This window comes from Thalassiella azotivora, from assembly GCF_054781695.1.
On record NZ_BAAGTX010000013.1, the window covers coordinates 70,082 to 88,675 of the forward strand.

General features: G+C 74.7%; 21 protein-coding genes. 10 read left to right on the forward strand and 11 right to left on the reverse strand.

All coding sequences use genetic code 11. The annotated features are described in order from the left end of the window. The first annotated feature begins 15 nt into the window (after positions 1 to 15). Positions 16 to 1,602, forward strand: coding sequence for a M28 family metallopeptidase (locus tag ACYVQV_RS10625; protein WP_461023254.1), 1,587 nt, complete (start codon positions 16 to 18; stop codon positions 1,600 to 1,602). A 359-nt stretch (positions 1,603 to 1,961) separates the two neighbouring features. Then, a complete protein-coding gene (gene nagA, locus ACYVQV_RS10630) occupies positions 1,962 to 3,185 on the forward strand; it encodes an N-acetylglucosamine-6-phosphate deacetylase (RefSeq protein WP_461023255.1) in 1,224 nt (407 codons plus the stop codon). Positions 3,186 to 3,209: 24 nt separating this feature from the next. Here nagA and ACYVQV_RS10635 read toward each other — a convergent pair whose 3' ends face one another. From ACYVQV_RS10635 to ACYVQV_RS10655, 5 genes are read right to left on the reverse strand one after another with little or no spacing between them, the layout of a single operon-like run. Beyond that, positions 3,210 to 3,650: a PGPGW domain-containing protein gene (locus ACYVQV_RS10635; protein ID WP_461023256.1), complete on the reverse strand. Its 441-nt coding sequence runs from the start codon at positions 3,648 to 3,650 to the stop codon at positions 3,210 to 3,212. Between the two features lie 57 nt (positions 3,651 to 3,707). Then, the gene (locus tag ACYVQV_RS10640; protein ID WP_461023257.1) at positions 3,708 to 4,298 is read right to left on the reverse strand and encodes a cysteine hydrolase family protein; all 591 of its coding nucleotides are present in this window, start codon (positions 4,296 to 4,298) and stop codon (positions 3,708 to 3,710) included. 45 nt (positions 4,299 to 4,343) lie between these two features. After that, a complete protein-coding gene (locus ACYVQV_RS10645; RefSeq protein WP_461023258.1) occupies positions 4,344 to 4,763 on the reverse strand; it encodes a ChaB family protein in 420 nt (139 codons plus the stop codon). Positions 4,764 to 4,795: 32 nt separating this feature from the next. Further along, positions 4,796 to 5,083: a hypothetical protein gene (locus ACYVQV_RS10650; RefSeq protein WP_461023259.1), complete on the reverse strand. Its 288-nt coding sequence runs from the start codon at positions 5,081 to 5,083 to the stop codon at positions 4,796 to 4,798. Between the two features lie 10 nt (positions 5,084 to 5,093). Further along, the gene (locus ACYVQV_RS10655) at positions 5,094 to 5,537 is read right to left on the reverse strand and encodes a DUF1622 domain-containing protein (RefSeq protein WP_461023317.1); all 444 of its coding nucleotides are present in this window, start codon (positions 5,535 to 5,537) and stop codon (positions 5,094 to 5,096) included. Positions 5,538 to 5,719: 182 nt separating this feature from the next. On the opposite strand from ACYVQV_RS10655, the gene ACYVQV_RS10660 reads away from it, so the two are divergent. Together ACYVQV_RS10660 and ACYVQV_RS10665 are read left to right on the forward strand one after the other, a co-directional pair. After that, the gene (locus ACYVQV_RS10660) at positions 5,720 to 7,012 is read left to right on the forward strand and encodes a hemolysin family protein (RefSeq protein ID WP_461023260.1); all 1,293 of its coding nucleotides are present in this window, start codon (positions 5,720 to 5,722) and stop codon (positions 7,010 to 7,012) included. 28 nt (positions 7,013 to 7,040) lie between these two features. Beyond that, positions 7,041 to 7,913 carry an SDR family oxidoreductase gene (locus ACYVQV_RS10665; RefSeq protein WP_461023261.1) on the forward strand — a complete coding sequence of 291 codons (873 nt, stop codon included), beginning with the start codon at positions 7,041 to 7,043 and terminating at the stop codon, positions 7,911 to 7,913. Here ACYVQV_RS10665 and ACYVQV_RS10670 read toward each other — a convergent pair. Continuing rightward, positions 7,814 to 9,142 (reverse strand): YibE/F family protein, encoded by a 1,329-nt coding sequence (locus tag ACYVQV_RS10670; protein ID WP_461023262.1) that lies wholly within the window; start codon positions 9,140 to 9,142, stop codon positions 7,814 to 7,816. The genes ACYVQV_RS10665 and ACYVQV_RS10670 overlap by 100 nt on opposite strands. Positions 9,143 to 9,227: 85 nt before the next feature. On the opposite strand from ACYVQV_RS10670, the gene ACYVQV_RS10675 reads away from it, so the two are divergent. Continuing rightward, positions 9,228 to 9,614, forward strand: coding sequence for a hypothetical protein (locus ACYVQV_RS10675; RefSeq protein WP_461023263.1), 387 nt, complete (start codon positions 9,228 to 9,230; stop codon positions 9,612 to 9,614). Between the two features lie 69 nt (positions 9,615 to 9,683). On the opposite strand, the gene ACYVQV_RS10680 is transcribed toward ACYVQV_RS10675, so the two are convergent. Next, entirely contained in the window at positions 9,684 to 12,446 is a 2,763-nt protein-coding gene (locus ACYVQV_RS10680; RefSeq protein WP_461023264.1) for a cation-translocating P-type ATPase, read from the reverse strand. A gap of 160 nt (positions 12,447 to 12,606) precedes the next feature. On the opposite strand from ACYVQV_RS10680, the gene fucP reads away from it, so the two are divergent. Both fucP and ACYVQV_RS10690 read left to right on the forward strand, forming a co-directional pair. After that, positions 12,607 to 13,941 carry an L-fucose:H+ symporter permease gene (gene fucP, locus ACYVQV_RS10685; RefSeq protein WP_461023265.1) on the forward strand — a complete coding sequence of 445 codons (1,335 nt, stop codon included), beginning with the start codon at positions 12,607 to 12,609 and terminating at the stop codon, positions 13,939 to 13,941. Next, entirely contained in the window at positions 13,938 to 14,948 is a 1,011-nt protein-coding gene (locus ACYVQV_RS10690; RefSeq protein ID WP_461023266.1) for a substrate-binding domain-containing protein, read from the forward strand. The genes fucP and ACYVQV_RS10690 overlap by 4 nt, the downstream gene beginning before the upstream one ends. A 48-nt stretch (positions 14,949 to 14,996) precedes the next feature. Here the strand turns inward: ACYVQV_RS10690 and ACYVQV_RS10695 are convergent, their stop codons facing one another. Continuing rightward, on the reverse strand, positions 14,997 to 15,959 hold the full coding sequence (locus tag ACYVQV_RS10695; protein WP_461023267.1) for a helix-turn-helix transcriptional regulator: 963 nt from the start codon (positions 15,957 to 15,959) through the stop codon (positions 14,997 to 14,999). 119 nt (positions 15,960 to 16,078) lie between these two features. Here ACYVQV_RS10695 and ACYVQV_RS10700 point away from each other — a divergent pair, with 119 nt between their 5' ends. After that, positions 16,079 to 16,786 (forward strand): alpha/beta fold hydrolase, encoded by a 708-nt coding sequence (locus tag ACYVQV_RS10700; protein WP_461023268.1) that lies wholly within the window; start codon positions 16,079 to 16,081, stop codon positions 16,784 to 16,786. A 54-nt stretch (positions 16,787 to 16,840) separates the two neighbouring features. After that, the gene (locus ACYVQV_RS10705) at positions 16,841 to 17,527 is read left to right on the forward strand and encodes an LmeA family phospholipid-binding protein (protein WP_461023269.1); all 687 of its coding nucleotides are present in this window, start codon (positions 16,841 to 16,843) and stop codon (positions 17,525 to 17,527) included. 12 nt (positions 17,528 to 17,539) lie between these two features. Here ACYVQV_RS10705 and rpsN read toward each other — a convergent pair whose 3' ends face one another. Genes rpsN through rpmB form a run of 3 tightly spaced genes read right to left on the reverse strand, consistent with a single transcriptional unit; the run spans position 17,540 to position 18,248 of the window. Continuing rightward, positions 17,540 to 17,845, reverse strand: a complete 306-nt coding sequence (gene rpsN, locus ACYVQV_RS10710) for a 30S ribosomal protein S14 (RefSeq protein ID WP_461023270.1) — start codon at positions 17,843 to 17,845, stop codon at positions 17,540 to 17,542. Then, on the reverse strand, positions 17,845 to 18,012 hold the full coding sequence (gene rpmG, locus ACYVQV_RS10715) for a 50S ribosomal protein L33 (protein WP_461023271.1): 168 nt from the start codon (positions 18,010 to 18,012) through the stop codon (positions 17,845 to 17,847). Before rpmG ends, rpsN begins: the two co-directional genes overlap by 1 nt. Then, positions 18,012 to 18,248 carry a 50S ribosomal protein L28 gene (gene rpmB, locus ACYVQV_RS10720; RefSeq protein ID WP_461023272.1) on the reverse strand — a complete coding sequence of 79 codons (237 nt, stop codon included), beginning with the start codon at positions 18,246 to 18,248 and terminating at the stop codon, positions 18,012 to 18,014. The genes rpmG and rpmB overlap by 1 nt, the downstream gene beginning before the upstream one ends. Before the next feature lie 94 nt (positions 18,249 to 18,342). Here rpmB and ACYVQV_RS10725 point away from each other — a divergent pair, with 94 nt between their 5' ends. Next, a complete protein-coding gene (locus ACYVQV_RS10725) occupies positions 18,343 to 18,585 on the forward strand; it encodes a type B 50S ribosomal protein L31 (RefSeq protein ID WP_461023273.1) in 243 nt (80 codons plus the stop codon). The last annotated feature ends 9 nt before the right edge of the window (positions 18,586 to 18,594 follow it).

Here is an 18,594-nt window from a genome sequence, read left to right on the forward strand (position 1 = left end):
GAAGGGCAACCCCCGATGAACCGATCCCGTACGGCGTTCGGAGCGATGGTCGCGGCCACCGCCCTGGGCGTCTCGGCCGTCCTGACCGGACCGGCGGCGAGCGCCGTCCCGAACAACAACTCGTCGAAGAAGCTCACCAAGGCGGTCACGCCGGAGAACGTCCTGGAGCACCTCGAGGCCTTCCAGGACGTCGCGGACGCCAACGGCGGCAACCGCGCCGCCGGCCTGCCCGGCTACGACGCCAGCGTCGACTACGTCGTGGAGCAGCTCGAGGCCGCCGGGTACGACCCGACGGTGCAGGCGTTCCCCTTCACCTTCGTCGAGGACGACTCGGTGCTGCGCCGCGTGTCCCCGAACCCGACCAGCTACGTCAACGGCTCCGACTTCCTGAGGAACTCGTTCGACTCCGGCACCCCGGAGGGCACCGCGACCGCCCCGCTGGTGGTGGTCGACCCCGGCAGCGCCTCGAGCGGCTGCGAGGCGACGGACTTCGCCGGGTTCCCGGCCGGGTCGATCGCCCTGATCCAGCGCGGTTCGTGCGGTTTCGCCGTCAAGGCCCTGAACGCGCAGGCGGCCGGCGCCTCCGGCGCGGTCATCTGGAACAACACCACGGGTCTGGTCAGCATGATCGGCGACGCCACCGGGTTGACCATCCCCGTCGTCTTCGCGGTGCAGACGGTCGGAGCCGACCTGGCGTCGACGCCCGGGGCGACCGTGACGGTCACCGTGGAGTACACGGCCGAGGAGCGCACGACGTACAACGTCCTGGCGCAGACCGAGTACGGGCGCACCGACAACGTCGTCATGGCCGGGGCGCACCTCGACAGCGTCCAGGAGGGAGCCGGCATCAACGACAACGGCTCCGGCAGCGCGGCGCTGCTCGAGGTCGCGATCCAGATGCAGAAGGTGCGGCCCAACAACGCGGTGCGTTTCGCGTGGTGGGGAGCCGAGGAGGAGGGCCTGCTCGGCTCCGAGTACTACGTCGAGCAGCTGACAGAGGACGAGGTCGCGGACATCGCGCTGTACCTCAACGTCGACATGATCGCCTCTCCCAACTACACGACCGGGATCTACGACGGCGACAACTCCGGTGGCACCGCCCCCGACGGCTTCATCCCCGCCGGGTCCGCGGAGATCGAGGACGTCTTCGAGTCGTTCTACGACAGCCGCGACCTGCCGTACGTTGACTCGGAGTTCTCGGGCCGCTCGGACTACGGCCCGTTCATCGCGGTCGGCGTCCCGTCCGGCGGCCTGTTCACCGGTGCGGAGGTTCCCAAGACCGCCGACGAGGCCGCGCTCTTCGGCGGCGTCGCCGGGGCGTCGAAGGACCCCTGCTACCACGCGTTCTGCGACAACCTGCGCGGCGACGGCCAGGACGAGGCGCTGTACGCCGCCCTGGCCGAGGACTACACCCTCGTCGGGAACGTCAACGTCGACGCGCTCGACCAGAACTCCGACGCGCTGGCGCACGCCGTCATCACGTTCGCCTACGACACGTCGACGGTGAACGACGAGCCGCGGGCTCCCGGCAGGTCCCACGGGGCCGGTCGCAGCGGTGAGCGCGGCGGGCACAGCCACCACGCGCCCGACGCGCTCGGCTGATCCTCAGCGGACGGCGTCGCCGTCCGGGTCGCGGCGGGGTGCCGGCACCCTGGCCGCGGCCCGGACGGCCGGCGCGGGAGGGGGTGCCCCCGGCCCTGCTGGCACCACGGAGGGGATGGAGTGCCAGCAGGTGTGCGGGCACCCGCACGCGCGCCTCGCGACGCGGCTCACGCCGACCCGACCGACCACGACAGCTCCTCCGACGTGCCTGGGCACCGTCTGCGGTGCCTCTCAGGTCCATCGGCAGCACGGACGCGCGTCCTGAGTGCTCGGCCGTCCACCGGTCGAGGCTCAGCCGCCCCACCCCGTCTCCCTCGGGCACACTGGGCACCCGCCGACCCGGACCGAGGAGAGCACGAGTGGCAGCGAGCGCGTCGAGCCCGACCTCGCCCACCGCACCACCCGGGCTGCTGCTGACCGCCCGCCGAGCCGTGCTCGGGGACGGCGCGGACGGCCCCGGCTGGGTCCGCGTCCGCGACGGCGTCGTCACCGCGTCCGGCCGCGGACAGGCTCCCGGCGACGACGCTGGCGGGGTCCGCGTGCCGGTGCTCGCGCCCGGTTTCGTGGACCTGCACTGCCACGGCGGCGGCGGGCACTCGTTCACCGACGTCCACACCGGTCCCTCCGCCGGGGCACCCACCAGCTCCGGTGCCGACCGCGCGGCCGAGGCCGCCGCGGCGCACCGGGCGCACGGCACGACGACGCTGCTGGCCAGCCTGGTCACCGCGCCGCTCGACGTGCTGGAGCAGCAGGTCCGGGTCCTGCAGGACCTCGTCATCGACGACGTCGTGACCGGCGTCCACCTCGAGGGTCCGTGGCTCAGCCCCCGGTTCGCCGGCGCCCACGACCCCGCGCTGCTGCGCCCACCCGCCCTCGACGAGGTGCGGCGCCTGCTCGCGGCCGGCGGCGTCCGGATGGTCACCCTGGCGCCGGAGCTCGAGCACGGCCTGGACGCCGTCCGCCACCTCGAGACCGAGGGCGTCCTGGCCGCCGTGGGCCACACGGACGCGGACGCGGCCACGGCCCGGGCGGCGTTCGACGCCGGCGCGCGGGTCGTCACGCACCTGTTCAACGCCATGCGTCCGGTGCACCACCGCGACCCCGGGCCGGTCCCCACGGCCCTGGCGGACGACCGGGTCCTCGTCGAGCTCGTCGCCGACGGCGTCCACGTGCACCCCGACGTCCTGGCGATGGCCGTCCGCGCCGCCCGCGGCGGCGTGGCCCTCGTGACCGACGCGATGGCGGCAGCCTGCGCCGGTGACGGCTCCTACCGGCTCGGCGGCCTGGACGTCGAGGTGTCCCGGGGTGTCGCCCGGGTGGGCTCCACCGGCGCGATCGCCGGCAGCACCCTGACCATGGACGCCGCGGTCCGCTGCGCCGTCGCCGCCGGCGTGCCGCTGGCCGGCGCCGTCCACGCCGCCAGCACCGCCCCGGCCCGCGCGCTGGGCCTGGACGACCGCGGGCACCTCTCCCCCGGCGCGCGCGCCGACGTGGTGTGCCTCGACGACGACCTCACCGTCACCGGCGTGCTCCACCGGGGACGCTGGGCCGGTGGGCGCGCACCGTCGGCCGCAGCGCGCTGAGCGCACGGGTCGCTGAGCAGGACGTCAGACGCGCTCGCGGTCGCTCGGCCGACCGGCCCCCCGCAGCGCCAGGCGCCGCTCGCGGTAGCCGAGCACCGTCCCCAGGCAGATGACGACACCGCCGACGACCAGGCCGACGCCCGCCGCCGTCCCGCCGACCGGCAGCAGGTCCGGCGACACCAGCAGCACGACACCGGCGCCCGCGAGGAGCACGGCGAACAGGACGGCGCCGACGGTGTTCCGCGGGCTGGCGGCCGACAGCTGGGACACCTGGTGGGCTCGCTCCCGCACCCGGTGCACGTACCGGCGCGCCCAGTGGTACTCGGTCGCGAGGATCGCCAGTCCCGCGGCCACCCCGAGCAGACCCGGCCCGGGCAGCACGAGCATCAGCGCACCCGCGACGAGGACCACCGACCCGACGACCGTCACGGCGACGCGACGGATGGCCCGCACCGGTCCCGACATGCCCCTCACCGTCTCACGGCGTGAGCGGCGGGCGCAGTCGACGATCGTCGCGGTGTCTCAGCCGGACGTCGGACCCAGCGCGCCGACGAGCTCCGACGTCGAGGTGACGTGCGCGAACTCGCCGTGCAGGTTCGCGGCGGTCACCCGCGCCAGCGTGTCGGCGTCGACCGTCGTCCCGTCCGGTCCGTCGCGGTCGAACGTGCACGTCGCGTCGAGCGCGAACAGGACGTCGTGGCCCAGGTTGCCGCCCACGCGCGCCGTCGTCTCGCAGCAGTGGTTGGTCGTGATCCCGCACACCACGATGCCCGGGACGTCGCGAGACCGCAGCCACGCGTCCAGGTCGGGACTGCCGTGGAAGCTCGAGTTGACCGACTTCGTCACGAGCAGGTCGTGCGGCCCGTCCACCCCGGGCAGCAGGTCGTTGCCCGCCTGGCCGGGGCGCAGCGGCGAGGACGCGGACGTCGAGTCGTGCCGGACGAGCACCACCGGGGCGGCCGCGGCGCGCCAGGCTCCCAGCAGCGAGGCCACGGCCGCCTCGCAGCCGGGGTTGTTGCGCCGACCCCACGAGGGGTCGCGGAACCCCTCCTGGACGTCGACGACGACCAGCGCGTACCGGCGGAGGTCCCGCCCGCCCAGCTCCACGACCACGGCCCCAGTGTGCCGGTCGGCCCTGCCCCGGTCGTCGTCGAGTCCTCAGGACCGCGCCCGGCGCGTCTCCCGGTCGTTCGCGGCCTGGAGCGCCTCGACCAGCTCGTCCTTGCTCATCCTCGACCGGCCGGGGACGTCGAGCCGCCGGGCGAGCTCGTACAGGTGGCGCTTGCTGGCGTTGGCGTCGACGCCGCCGGCGGTCGGCCGGTCGGTGTCCGCACCACCGGCCGCCTGCGCGTCGGAGGGACCTGCTTCGTCCTTGGGCTCCCAGTGGTCCCCGACCTTCTCGTGGGTGTGCTTCAGCGCCGCGTACGCCACCTGGTGCGCCCGCTGCTCGTCGTCGTACTCCTCCGCCGCGGCGTCGTGCGCCTTCGCGAACGTGCGCTGCGCCTTGTCACCGGAGCGCCGCAGCGTGCCGGGCAGCTCCGACTCCCTCGGCTCGCCCTTCCTCGTGGTCTTCGGCACGGCCGTCCTCCTCTTCTCTCCCGGCGTCGACCTCACACCGACGGGGTCTTCTCCGCTGCGGTGGGGCCCGGGGAGCGCACCGACCAGGACGGGTTGGCGCGCAGGCCCTGGACCACCACGTGGCGCAGCGCCACCACGACCGCCGCCCCGACCAGCGAAGGCCAGGCCTGGGCGCCGCTCAGGCGCAGCAGGCCGGCGGCCAGCAGGAGGTCCAGCAGCACGGGCAGGGCCACGCGCCACGACCGGGTCCGCAGCAGCACCAGCAGGGCGCAGAGCACGGCGGCCGCGGCGGTGGCGGCCGCCGCGAGAGCCGTCACCACGGCGACCACATCAGCCACGAGCCGGGTCGCCGCCCTCGGGAGGGCCGGGCGTGACGCCGAGGTCGGGGGCGTCCTGCTCGAGCTGACGACGCTCCTCGGCGATCTCGCGGGACAGGAAGTAGTTGAGGGCGGTCCGGATCGCAGCGATGGCCGCCAGCTGGCCGATCTGCTCGAACGTCGGGGCCACCGCGGTGCGCAGCACGTCCCCCGCCAGCTGGAACTCCAGGCCCAGTGCGAGGAAGCGCCCCAGCCGGAGCCTGACCGTCACGAAGCCGTCAGCTGTCCGGCCGGTCGCCGCGCGGCCCACGAACTGCCCGAAGGCCCAGAGCGCGCCGACGATGATCACGACGGCTCCGCACGCCTCCACGACCGTCACGAGGAGAGCCACGACGTCGCCGAGCACGGACTCGGCGGTCTCGGCGGTCTCCGCGACCGGTTCGGCGGCCCGCCCCAGCTGGTGCACGCCTCCGTGCTACCGCGTCCGGGGCGCCCTCGCAGGTCGGGTATGACGGAACGCCGCCGCCGCGGCGGGCGCGCGGGGCTGGTTGGACGGGTCCGCGCCGCGACACGGGGCCCTCCGTCCGGGGATGCTGGTGGGGGGGCACGGTCGGCTCACCGTCCCCGGGAGGAGACCCTGTGGACCAGGACACCTGGCTCAACGTCCTGCTCGTCGTCGCGTTCGTCCTGGTCGGAGGGGTGTTCGCCGGGACCGAGATCGCGCTGGTCTCGCTGCGGGACAGCCAGGTCGCCCAGCTCGAGCAGCGGGGTGCCCGCGGCGCCCGGGTGGCCCGCGTCGCCCGTGACCCGAACCGCTTCCTCGCCTCCGTGCAGATCGGCGTGACCGTCGCGGGCTTCTTCTCGGCCGCCTACGGGGCGTCCACGCTGGCTGACGACGTCGAGCCGGTCCTCGTCGGCTGGGGGCTGTCGGAGGGGGCCGCGGCGACAGTCGCGCTCGTGGGCCTGACGCTGGCGATCGCGTACCTGTCGCTGGTGCTCGGCGAGCTCGTCCCGAAGCGACTGGCCCTCCAGCGGGCCGCGGGGGTGTCGTTGCTCGTCGGCCCGGCCCTGGACCGGTTCGCCACGCTCGCCCGTCCCGTGGTGTGGCTGCTCTCCCGGTCCACGGACGTGGTCGTGCGCCTGCTCGGCGGCGACCCGCGGGCGACGTCGGAGGTGATGACCGAGGAGGAGCTGCGCGACCTCGTCGTCACCCACGACGCCCTCGCCGACGAGGAGCGACGGATCCTGCGCGACGTGCTCGACGCGACCGACCGGTCCCTCGTCGAGGTGATGCGTCCCCGGGGCCGGGTGACGTTCCTGCCCCTGGACGGCGCTGTCGGCGACGTCCTGGCAGCGGTGCGCGACGCGCCGCACTCGCGCTACCCGGTGGTGCGGGACGGCTTCGACGACGTCGTCGGGTTCGTGCACGTCCGCGACCTGCTCGGGGTCCCCGAGGACGAGCCGCTGCGCAGCCACCTGCGCCCCCTGCTTCGGCTCCCGGGCACGAACCCGCTGCTGCCGACGCTGTCGGAGATGCGCCGGCGCCGGGCTCACCTGGCGCTGGTCGTCGACGAGTACGGCGGGACCGACGGGATCGTCACGCTCGAGGACCTCGTCGAGGAGCTCGTCGGGGAGATCGGCGACGAGTACGACACCGCGCCGCCACCGGTCGGCACCGGCGGGAGGGACGTCGACGCCGGGTTCACCATCGAGGAGTTCGCCGAGCGCACGGGGGTGACCCTGCTGGACGGGCCGTACGAGACCGCCGCGGGGTACGTGCTGCACCGGCTGGGGCGCGTCGCGGTCGTCGGCGACGAGGTGGAGGCCGCGGGGCACCGGCTCGTGGTCACCGGCACGGACGGCCGTCGGATCACGACCGTGGCGGTCGACCCGCCCCCGGACGGCGTACCCGCGCCGGACGAGCACGTGTGAGCCGCGGCCCGTCGGGTAACGCCTCGCCATGAGCGACCACTCGACGTCCGGGTCCACCCCCGCACCCGACCGGCTGCCGGACGACGCCGCCGCGGCAGCCGGGGACCAGCGCGTGGCGGTGGTGACCGGTTCGGACTCCGGCATCGGCCGCGCCGTCGCCGTGGCCCTCGCCCGGGACGGGTGCGACGTGGGCGTCACCTGGCACACCGACGAGGACGGCGCCCGGCGGACGGCGGAGGAGGTCCGGGCCACCGGCCGGCGGGCCGAGGTGCGGCACCTGGACCTGACGGACCTGCCCGACGCTGCGGGCGTCGTCGACGAGCTCGCCGACGCCCTGTCCGACGACGGCCGCCTCGACGTCCTCGTCAACAACGCCGGCACCGGCACGGCGACGCTGCTGCTCGACCTGGACTTCGCCACCTGGCGGGAGGTCGTCGCCACCGACCTCGACGGCGCGTTCTGCTGCCTGCAGCGGGCGGCGCGCCGGATGGTCGCGGGCGGGCGCGGCGGACGCGTCGTCAACGTCACCAGCGTGCACGAGCACGCGCCGCGGGTCGGTGCGGGACCGTACTGCGCCGCCAAGGGCGGCCTCGGCCTGCTGACGAAGGTCGCGGCGCTGGAGCTGGCCGAGCACGGCATCACGGTCAACTCCGTCGCGCCCGGCGAGATCGCCACCCCGATGACCGACCAGGAGGACGTCGACCCCACGGGCCAGGAACGGCGCGGCGTCCCCCTGCGCCGCCCCGGCGACGCCCGTGAGGTCGCGGCCGTCGTGGCCCTGCTGTGCTCTCCCGAGGGCGGCTACGTGACCGGGTCCTCGTGGCCCGTGGACGGCGGCATGCTGACCATGGGCCCGATGGCCGGCTCCCACCTCACCTCGGACGACTGGCGCCGCCCCTGAGTCACGGCCAGCGCGGCGATCCCGGTCGTCAGCGGCACCGCGGCGATCAGGCCCATGGCCCCGACGACGGTGCGCACGATCTCCTCGGCGATCCCCTGGCTGGTCAGCACCTGCCCGAGCGGCTGGTCGTACAGGTCGATGAGCAGCAGCACGGGCAGCGCGGCACCGGCGTAGGCGAACGCGATCGTGTACACGGTGGACGCGAGGTGGTCGCGGCCGATCCGCATGCCGCTGGCGAACAGCTCGCGGACCGACGCGTTCGGCAGGTGCTGGCGCAGCTCGTACACGGCGGACGCCTGCGTGATGGTGACGTCGTTGAGGACGCCGAGGCCGGCGACGACGATCCCGCACAGGACGACGCCGCGCAGGTCCCCGCCGCCGGTCAGCGAGCTCAGGACGTAGTCGTCCTCCGAGCTCAGACCCGACAGGTGCGTCGCGGACGCGGCCCACCAGCCCAGCAGCGCGGTGAGCACCAGCCCGGCGACGGTCCCGAGCAGGGCGGTGGTCGTCTTCATCGAGAACCCGTGCGCCAGGTACAGGATCACGACCATGATCGCCACGGAACCGGCGAGGCCGACCCCGATCGGGTTCTGCCCCTCGCGCAGCGCCGGCAGCATGAACCAGAAGATCGTCGCGTAGGCGATGGCCAGCCCGAGCAGCGACGCCAGGCCGCGGAGCCTCGCGACCGCGACGACGAGCAGTGCGAACGCGCCGGTGAGCACCGTCAGCGGCAGGTCTCGGGCGTGGTCCACCCACACGTACAGCTGCCCCACACCCGGCTGAGGGGGGTACCGGGCGAGGTCGACGTCGTCCCCCGCGACGAGGCCCGCCGCGTAGGTCTGCGGTGGGACGTCGACGGTCACCTCGTCCCCCGCGTCGGGGCCGGCGACGAGCTCCACGGTCGCCCAGGCGCACTGCACGGACGCGGGCAGGTCCCCCGAGGGCAGCCGGTCCTCCGACGTCCCGGGGCACCGCCCGCCGTCCGCGGAGACCACGACCCCGCGGGCGACGTCCACGCCCTCGAAGACGTCGGTGACGCCGGGCACCTCCTCGAGGTCCCCGCTGGGCCACAGCAGCGCCATCCCGCCGGCGGACAGCAGCCCGGCGACGACGACGAGCGCGACGAGCGTCGCGCGGACCCGGTCGCTGAGGGGCGCGTCGCGGCGCGGGCGGCGGACCGGTGCGGGCGACCCGAGGTCGGGCGGCAGGTGGCTGTGGCCGTGTCCCATGCGGGGCAGTCTGCACGGGGGACCTTCGCTCCTGGTGCCCGCCGTCCCGGGGGAGGAGCCTGGAGGGCACGAGAGGAGGTGCACGATGAGACTGACGACGAGGGACCTGGTCGGTGCCGTCCTGCTGGCCGCGATCGCGATCCCCTACGTGGGCTACCTGGTGAACGGCTCGATGCCGTTCGTCCAGGACCCGCGCGGGATGGCCGCGATCGGGCTGGTGCTCGGGACCGCCGCCTTCCTGGTGCTGCGCCGGGGCGACCCGGCCGACCGGGTGGGGCGGGTCGAGATCGGGCTCGCCGCGGTCGCCGGAGTGCTGGGGCTGGTGGCCCTGGCGCTGGCGGAGACGGCGGCCGCGGAGGTCTGGCTGGCGGTCTTCATGGTCGCCCTGCTCGCGGTGTTCGCGGTCGAGCTGCTCGACCACGCCGGGCTGGTGCCCGGGCACGACACCGCCACCCGTGCCGTCGGCGCCTGACCGCAGGCGCCGCGGCACGACCGTCGACCCCGGACCGGCGCGACCGGCCCGGGGTCAGCGGTGCCGGGGTCACCGGTGCCGGGCGACCAGCTTGCGCAGCTCCTCGACCCACAGCACCGACGACGCGACGGCCGCCGCGGTGACCCACTGCGCGGGGGTCAGGGTCGTGGTGTCCAGGAAGCCCTGCAGCACGGGGACGGTGAGGACGAGCGCCTGCAGGACGAGGATGGCGGCCAGAGACACCCACAGCGCGCGGTTGGTGAGGGTCGCCCGGGAGAAGACCGAGCGCTCGCGGCTGCGGACGTTGAGCAGGTTGAGCACCTGGAACAGCACGAAGGTGGTGAAGGCCAGGGTGCGGGCCTGGTCGTCGCCGACGCCGGAGTCCTCGGCCCACCACAGCACCCCGAGGGTCCCGACGGCCATCACCGACGACGCCAGGACGATCCGCCCGATCCGGGAGCGGGTCAGGATCGGCTCGCCGACGGGGCGCGGCGGCCGGTGCATCACGTCGGCGTCCGGGCGGTCCAGGCCGAGGGCCATCGCCGGCGGGCCATCCATGATGATGTTGACCCACAGCACCTGCAGCGCGGTGAACGGCGCCCCACCCGCGAGCCCGGTCAGGCCCGCGGCGAGGAAGATGATGACGAAGCCCCACGACGTCGCGATCTGGAACCGGACGAACTTCACGACGTTGTCGTAGATGCCGCGGCCCTCGCGGACGGCGGCCACGATCGTCGCGAAGTTGTCGTCGGTCAGCACCATCCGCGCGGCGCCCTTGGACACCTCGGTGCCGGTGATGCCCATCGCGATGCCGATGTCGGCCTGCTGCAGGGCCGGGGCGTCGTTGACCCCGTCGCCGGTCATCGCCACGACGGAGCCGTCCGAACGCAGCGCGTCGACCATCCGGATCTTGTGCGTCGGGCTGACCCGGGCGAGCACGCCGAGCCCCTTCGCGCGCTCGGCCAGCGCGTCGTCGTCCAGGGCGTCGACGTCCGCGCCGGAGACCGCGTCCCCACCGATCCCGAGGTCGTCGGCGATCGCCGACGCGGTCCCGACGTGGTCCCCCGTGATCATGTGGACGGCGATGCCGGCCTGCTGCGCCTGCTCGACGGCGGCGCGCACCTCGGGCCGCGGCGGGTCGAGGATGCCGACGAGGGCGAGCAGGGTCAGGTCGCGCACGTGCCCGTCGAGGTCCTCCGGGGCGAGGTCGGCCAGGCCGTCGAGCTCGTCGGCGCCCAGGTCGCGCTGCGCGACGGCGAGCACGCGCAGCCCCCGGGCGCCGATCTCGGCGTTGAGCGCGTCGACCCGCTCGCGCCGGCCGCCGTCCAGGTCGACCGGCCCGTCGGGGGTGTCCAGGCGGGCGCACCGGGACAGGACGACGTCCGGCCCGCCCTTGACCAGGACGCGCCCGCCGGCCCCTGCGGCCGGCAGCAGACCGTCGGCCCACTGCCCCAGCGGGCCGTCACCGGACAGGTCCGCCCAGCGGTGCACGGTCGCCATGTACTTGCGGTCGGAGTCGAAGGGCACCTCGGTCAGCCGTGGCCACGCGCGCCGGGCCCCCTCCACGTCCAGGCCGCCCTTCGCCGCCAGGACGACGAGGGCGCCCTCGGTGGGGTCGCCGACGAGCTCGCCGTCGCGGACGACGGCGTCGCCGGCGAGAGCGCACGCGAGCAGGGCGGCGCGCACGTCGGGGGCGGGGTCGTCGCCGGTGACGTCCAGGGCGCCGTCCGTGGCATAGCCCTCGCCGCCGACCCGGAACAGCCGCTGCTCGGCGAACAGCTCGCGCGCCGTCATCTGGTTGAGCGTCAGCGTCCCGGTCTTGTCGGTGGCGATGTGGGCGGTGGAGCCGAGCGTCTCGACGGAGGTGAGGTCCTTGACGATGGCCCCGCGGCGGGCGAGCCGCGCGGCGCCCATCGCGAGGGTGAACGCGACGACGGCCGTGAGCCCCTCGGGGATGGTGGCGACGGCGAGGGACACGGCGGTGAGGAAGAGCTCCTCGAGCGGCTGGCCGCGCAGCAGGCCGAGGACGATGACGACGGCCACGACGGCGAGGGCGACCACGCTGAGCAGCAGCGCGAGCCGGGCGATCTGGCGCTGCAGCGGGGTGGAGTCCCGGCCGGCCTCGCCGAGCATCCCGGCGACCCGGCCGATCTCGGTGCCCATGCCGGTGCCGGTGACGACGAGGACCCCGCGGCCGCGGGTCACCGAGGTGCTCATGAAGGCCATGCCGTCGCGGTCGCCGAGCGGCGCGTCCGCGTCGTCGCGGGACCGGTGGTCCTTCGGCACGGGCGCGGACTCGCCGGTGAGGGCGGCCTCCTCGACCTCCATCCCCACCGTCTCGACCAGCCTGCCGTCGGCGGGGACGACGTCACCGGCCTCGAGCAGGACGACGTCACCCGGCACGAGCCGGCGCGCGTCGACCTCGGTGACCCGGCCGCCGCGGCGGACCCGGGCCCGGGTGACCGTCATCTCCGCGAGCGCCTCGAGGCTGTTCTCGGCGCGCCGCTCCTGGACGAGGTTGAGCACGGCGTTGAAGACGACGACGACGAGGATGACGACGGGCGTCTTCAGCTCGCCGGAGACGAGCAGGCTCACCAGCGCGGCGGCGACGAGCACGAGGGTCATCGGCTCGGTGGCCAGGGCCAGCAGGCGGCGCCACAGCGGGGTCGCCTCGGCCTCCTCCAGGGCGTTCTCGCCGTGCTCGGCGAGCCGCCGCTCGGCCTCGTCCGCGGGCAGGCCGTCGGCGGGGTCGACGCCGAGCCGGTCGGCGACGTCGGTCGCCGGCAGGGTGTGCCAGGCGACCTTCGCCAGGGCGTCGGCAGGGCTCACCACGGTCGTGCTCCTCGGGCGACAGGGGTCATGGCCACACCGTACGGATGCCGTCGGGGAGCCGGCGCGCGCAGCGACGCGGTCGGGACGGACGCGCGGGCGCGGACCTCGGGGTACGCTGACGACTCATTGTGACGCCCGTCACACAGATCGGATCGTGCTCGTGGCGACGTCGACGGCTCCGCCCAGCGGTTCCCGCAGTGGACCGGCGCGCCTGGTGGCCCCCGAGCTGCGGGTCCCCTTCGTCCTCCTGGTCCTCTGCTTCGCCGCGTGGGGTGCCGCCGCGAACCTCACCGACGTCCTCGTCGGCGTCTTCCGCAGCATCTTCGACATGTCGAACTTCCAGTCCTCACTGGTCCAGTTCGCGTACTACGGGGCGTACTTCCTCCTCGCACTGCCGGCCGCCTTCGTCAACCGACGATTCGGTTACAAGGCCGGCGTCCTGACCGGCCTCGGGCTGGCAGCGGTCGGCGGGTTCCTCTTCCTGCCCGCGAGCGCCCTGCTCGCCTACGAGGCTTTCCTGCTGGCGCTGTTCGTGCTGGCGGCCGGCCTGTCGATCCTGGAGACCTCGGCCAACCCCTTCGTCATCGCGATGGGCGACGAACCCACCGCCACCCGCCGGCTGAACCTGGCCCAGGCCTTCAACCCGGTGGGCGCCAACATCGGCGTGCTGCTGGGAGCGCTGCTCGTGCTGCCGGCCCTGACCCCCGAGTCCGCCAAGACGATCATGTCGCCCGCCGAGCTGCGCGCGAGCCAGGAGTCCGACCTGGACTCGGTCCTCGGTCCCTACCTCGGGATCGCCGTGGTCCTCGTGGTGATCTGGGTGCTCATCGCCACCCGCCGGATGGACCTGCCCGGCGAGACCGAGGCGGCCACGGTCCCCACCGGAGGGGCCGGACGGCGCCTGTGGGCCAACCGGCACTACCGGTTCGGGGTCGTGGCGCAGTTCTTCAACGTCGCGGCGCAGACCTGCGTGTGGACGTTCACCATCCTCTACGCCCAGGACGTCGTGGGCGTGTCCGCGGAGGAGTCCGGCTGGTACCTGCAGGCCAGCCTCCTGCTGTTCCTCGTCGCCCGGTTCGCGATGGTCTACCTGCTCGGCATCGTCAGGCCCTCGCTGCTGCTGCTGGTCATGGCGCTGTTCGGGGTCGCGTGCTGCGCGGTCGCCGTGGTGTCGCTCGACCTCGTCGGGCTGCTCGCCGTGGTGGCGATCTCCGCCTCGCTGTCGCTGATGTTCCCCACGATCTACGGCATCGCGCTGCAGGGCCTCGGGGAGGACGCCAAGTTCGGGGCGGCCGGGCTCGTCATGGCCATCCTCGGCGGCGCGCTGCTGCCGCTCGTGCAGGGCGCGGTGATGGACGCGTCCGGGCGGACCGCGCTGGGGTTCGTCGTCCCCGGCGCCTGCCTCGTCGTCGTCGCGACGTTCGCCCTGTTCGACCTGCGCCGCGGCCACCGACGCACCGGGCGCCGCTACCCCGCCCGGGGGGCCGCGTCGTGAGCGGGACGCGTCGCGACGGCCCCCGGGCCCGCGCCGCCGGCGCGCTCGTCGTCGTCCTCACCGGACTCGCCCTGGCCGCCTGCGGCGACGACCGGGAGCCCGTCACCGTCGGCCTGGTCACCAAGCAGGAGACGAACCCGTACTGGGTGACGATGCGCGAGGTCGCGCAGGACGCCGCCGACGAGCACGACGTGACGCTGCTGACCGCGACCGGGACCAGCGACGTCGACGTGCGCTCCCAGGTCGAGGCGCTGCAGGAGATGACCGAGCAGGGCGTCGACGGGATCCTCGTCGCCCCCACCGACTCGCGCGCCCTCCTGCCGGCCATCGAGGCGGCGCAGGAGGCGGGTGTCCTCGTCATCGCCGTCGACACCCCGACCGACCCGCCGTCCGCCGTCGACGCCACCTTCGCCACCGACAACCGCGCGGCCGGGGAGCTGGTCGGGCGCTACGCCCGCGCCCGGGCGGAGGCCGACGGCCTCGAGCCGCGGGTCGCGCTGCTCGACCTCGCACCGGGGATCGCGTCGGGGGAGCAGCGCCTGGACGGCTTCCTCGCCGGGTTCGGGGTCGAGCGGGACGGTCCCGAGGTCGTCGGCAGCGTCGACACCGAGGGCGACCGCGACACGGCGCGGGAGGGCATGGAGCAGCTGCTCTCCCGGGACCCGGGCGTCAACGTCGTCTACACGGTCAACGAGCCCGCCGCGTTCGGGGCGGTCGAGGCGCTGCAGGCCGCCGGGGTCGACCTCGACGACGTCGTGGTCGTGTCCGTCGACGGCGGGTGCCAGGCGATCAAGGACGGCGTGCGCCCCGGGCTGATCGACGCCACGGCGCAGCAGTACCCGCAGAACATGGCGCGCCGCGGCGTCCAGGCCGTCGCCGAGGCCGTGCGGGACGGCCGGCCGCCGCCCGCCCGCCTGGACACCGGCCTCGTCCTCGTCACCGGCGCCCCCGTGGACGGCGTCGAGTCGCGGGAGGTGCCCTTCGGGGTGCGCAACTGCTGGGGCTGAGCACCGGGCCGGGTAGCGGCCGGCGGTCGGACCCCCGGCACCGCCGTCCTAGGTGACGGCGGCGGCGAAGCGGGCCGCGAGCGCGGTGACGGCCTCCCGCAGCTCGGGTCCGTCCTCGACCGTGAGGTCGAACGGCAGGCGGGCCAGCCACTCCTGGGCGTACATCTGCGGGTTGCTCGTGCTGCCCTCGAGCACGCAGTGCTCCCCGTCGGCGGACAACCTGCCCATGGTGGGGGCGATCCAGGGGGCCACCGCCTCGACCGGCGCGTGGAACCGCACGCGGGTCGGGTGCTCCCAACCGGTGCCGAGGTGCTCCTCCAGCACGGCGACGGGGTCGAGGTCGTCCGGCGGGTCGAACGCGTGCGGCGTGGTGACGACGTCTCGCACGCGGTCGATCCGGTACGTGCGCACGGCACCGGCGCGGTGGCTGTGGCACAGCAGGTACCAGCGCCCGTAGCGCACGACGACGGCCCACGGGTCGACGTCCGTCACCCACTCGCGGTCCGGAGCGCTGCGGTAGGTGACGCTGACCCGCCGGCGGGCGGCGACGGCCGCGACCAGGGCGCTGGTCACCCCCGCGTCCGGCCGGGCGGCGTGCCGGTCCGGGGCCGGTGAGGCGTGCTCGCGGACCATCGCCGCCTGGTGTCCGACACCCGGCGGCAGGGCCCGGACGACCTTGTCGAGGGCCGAGGCCACGAGCCGGTCGGGTCCGTTCCCGGTCTCGGCGAGCGCCCCGCTGTCCAGCACCGCCATCACCAGCGCGAGGGCCTCGTCCTCGCTGAAGGCGACCGGCGCGGGGGTCGCGCCCCGCCCGAGCCGGTACCCGCCGTACGGCCCGCGGACGGACTCCACCGGGACGTCGGCCTCACGCAGGATATCGACGTACCGGCGCGCCGCCCGCTCCGTCACACCGAGGCGGCGGCCGAGCTCGGCGGCGGTGGTACCCGGCCGGGCGCGCAGCACGTCCAGCGCCAGCAGGGCACGTGCCGTCGGGCTGACCTCGGAGCGCATGCGGCGAATCTACGAGCCGGGGACGTGAAGCGGAAGCAGATCGTCCGGAACCGTCCCTACGGTGGCACGAACCCGAGACGACGAGGAACCGGCCGGTGCGCCGGAGGAGGAGGACCGACGTGGACGTGCTGCTCATCGGTGGGCTGTGGCTCGACGCGAGCGCGTGGACGGACGTGCTGCCCGGGCTGGCGGAGCGGGGCCACCGCGGCGTGCCGGTGGCGCTGCCCGGCCAGGGGGACGGCGACCGCAGCGCGACGCTCGACGACCAGACCGCAGCGGTCCTGGCTGCCGTCGACGCGGCGGACGGCCCGGTGGTCGCCGTCGGCCACTCGGCCGCGGCGACCCTGGCCTGGCTCGCCGCGGACGGCCGGCCCGAGCGCGTCGCCAGCGTGGTGATGATCGGCGGGATCCCCGCCGCGGACGGGTCGACCTACGCGGACTTCTTCGAGCCCGTCGACGGCGTCGTCCCGTTCCCGGGCTGGGCGCCGTTCGAGGGCCCGGACGCCGCCGACCTCGACGAGGACGCCCGCCGCCGGTTCGAGGACGCGGCCGTCCCCGTTCCCGAGGGCGTCACCCGCGGCCTGGTCCGACTGCGCGACGCGCGCCGCCACGACGTCCCCGTCGTGATGGTCTGCCCGGAGTACAGCCCCGAGCAGGCGCGGGAGTGGTTCGCGTCGGGTGAGGTCCCCGAGCTGAGGGACCCCGACCGGGTCGAGCTCGTGGACATCGACTCCGGGCACTGGCCGATGCGCACGCGCCCGGCGGAGCTCGCCGGGATCCTCGCCGACGTGGCGGACCGGGCTGCCGGGCGAACTGCCGCCGGCTGACACCCCGGTCCTGCCGGGCGCGCCCCGGCACGGTGCCGGTGTGAGACTGGCGCCGTGCCGAGGGTGCTGTGCGGGGTGCTGCTGGGGGCCGTCGTCGCGCTGGCCCTCGTGGGCCTGGTGACGGTGGTCGTCGGCACCGTCGTCTGGGTGGGTGGCGGAGCGGACGACGCGCCGTCCGCCAGCACCCCTCCTCCCCCCTCCGGGGGCACCGCTGCCGATGCGGCGCCACCGCGTCAGCTGCGTGGCGACGAGCTGTGGCTCGGTGACATGGACCTGACCGGCTCCCGGGTGCTCACGCCCGATACGGCGCTGCGGGACGTACGGATGTCCGCGACCGACGTCCTCATCGGTTCCGAGGGCCTGCGGGCGGGCACGCTGACGGTCGACGCGGTCGTCCCGTTCGAGGACGTCGCCGACCAGATCGGCCCCGATGCGGAGGTGGAGCGGGCCGGGTCGCGGGCCCGGCTCACGCGGACCGTGCAGGTGCTCGGCCGCGACGTGCGGATCTCCGGCACCGGCACCGTCCGGGCGCAGGGCGGCCAGGTCGTGGTCGAGCCGACGACCGTGGAGGTCGGGGCGCCGGCGCTGGTCGAGCGCGCGCTCGGCGCGGCGGTGCGCGAGCTGGTGACGATCCGGCAGGACGTCGACGGGTTGCCGGCCGAGCTGGTGCTGCGCGACGTCACCGTCGTGGAAGCCGGGTTCGCGGTGACGCTCAGCGGCGAGGACGTCCCACTGGGCTGATGGGTGACGGCGTCACCAGCTGGACTTCGTGATGCCCGGCAGCTCGCCGGCGTGGGCCATGTCGCGGAACCGGATGCGCGACAGCCCGAACGGCCGCAGGTGGCCTCGGGGTCGGCCGTCGACGACGTCGCGGTTGCGCAGCCGGGTGGGGCTGGCGTCCCTCGGCATCGCGTGCAGGGCGCGCATGGCCTCCTCGCGCTCGGCGGCGTTCAGGTGCGGGCTGACGGACCGGCGCTTGAGCTCGGCGCGGCGCTCCGCCCAGCGCTCGACGACCACGCGACGCTGGGCGTCGCGGGCGACCTTGCTCTTCTTGGCCATCAGCGCTCCTCGCGGAAGTCGACGTGCCGGCGCACCTTCGGGTCGTACTTGCGCAGGACGAGACGGTCGGGGTCGTTGCGCCGGTTCTTGCGGGTCACGTACGTGAAGCCGGTCCCGGCGGTCGAGCGGAGCTTGATGACGGGGCGGAGGTCGACGGTGCGGGCCATCAGATCCGCTCCCCTCGGGCCCGCATCCGGCGGACGACGGCCTCGATGCCGTCGCGGTCGATGGTCTTGATCCCCTTGGCGGTCAGCGTGAGCGTGACGGTCCGGCCCAGGCTGGGGACCCAGTAGCGCTTGCGCTGGATGTTCGGGTCGAACCGTCGCTTGGTCCGGCGGTGGCTGTGGGAGATGCGGTGACCGAACCCGGGCCTGGTCCCGGTCACCTGGCAGTGCGCTGACACGCGGTGCTCCTGTCGTGCTCGGCGATGAGGTACCGTCCACAGTAGAGAACGATTCTCATCCGCACAACACGGCCACGCCGTCAGGAGGAGCACCATGAAGCCGGGCACCCACCCGCCCTACCGTCACGTCGTCTTCCGGGACAGGAGCGCCGGGACCGCCTTCCTCACCCGGTCGACCCTGACCAGCGACCAGCAGATCGACTGGCACGACGGGCGGAGCTACCCGGTCGTGGACGTCGACATCTCGTCGGCGAGCCACCCCTACTGGACCGGGTCCGCCCGCGTCGTCGACAGCGAGGGGCGGGTCGAGCGCTTCCGCCGCCGGTACGGACGCTGAGCCCGGACC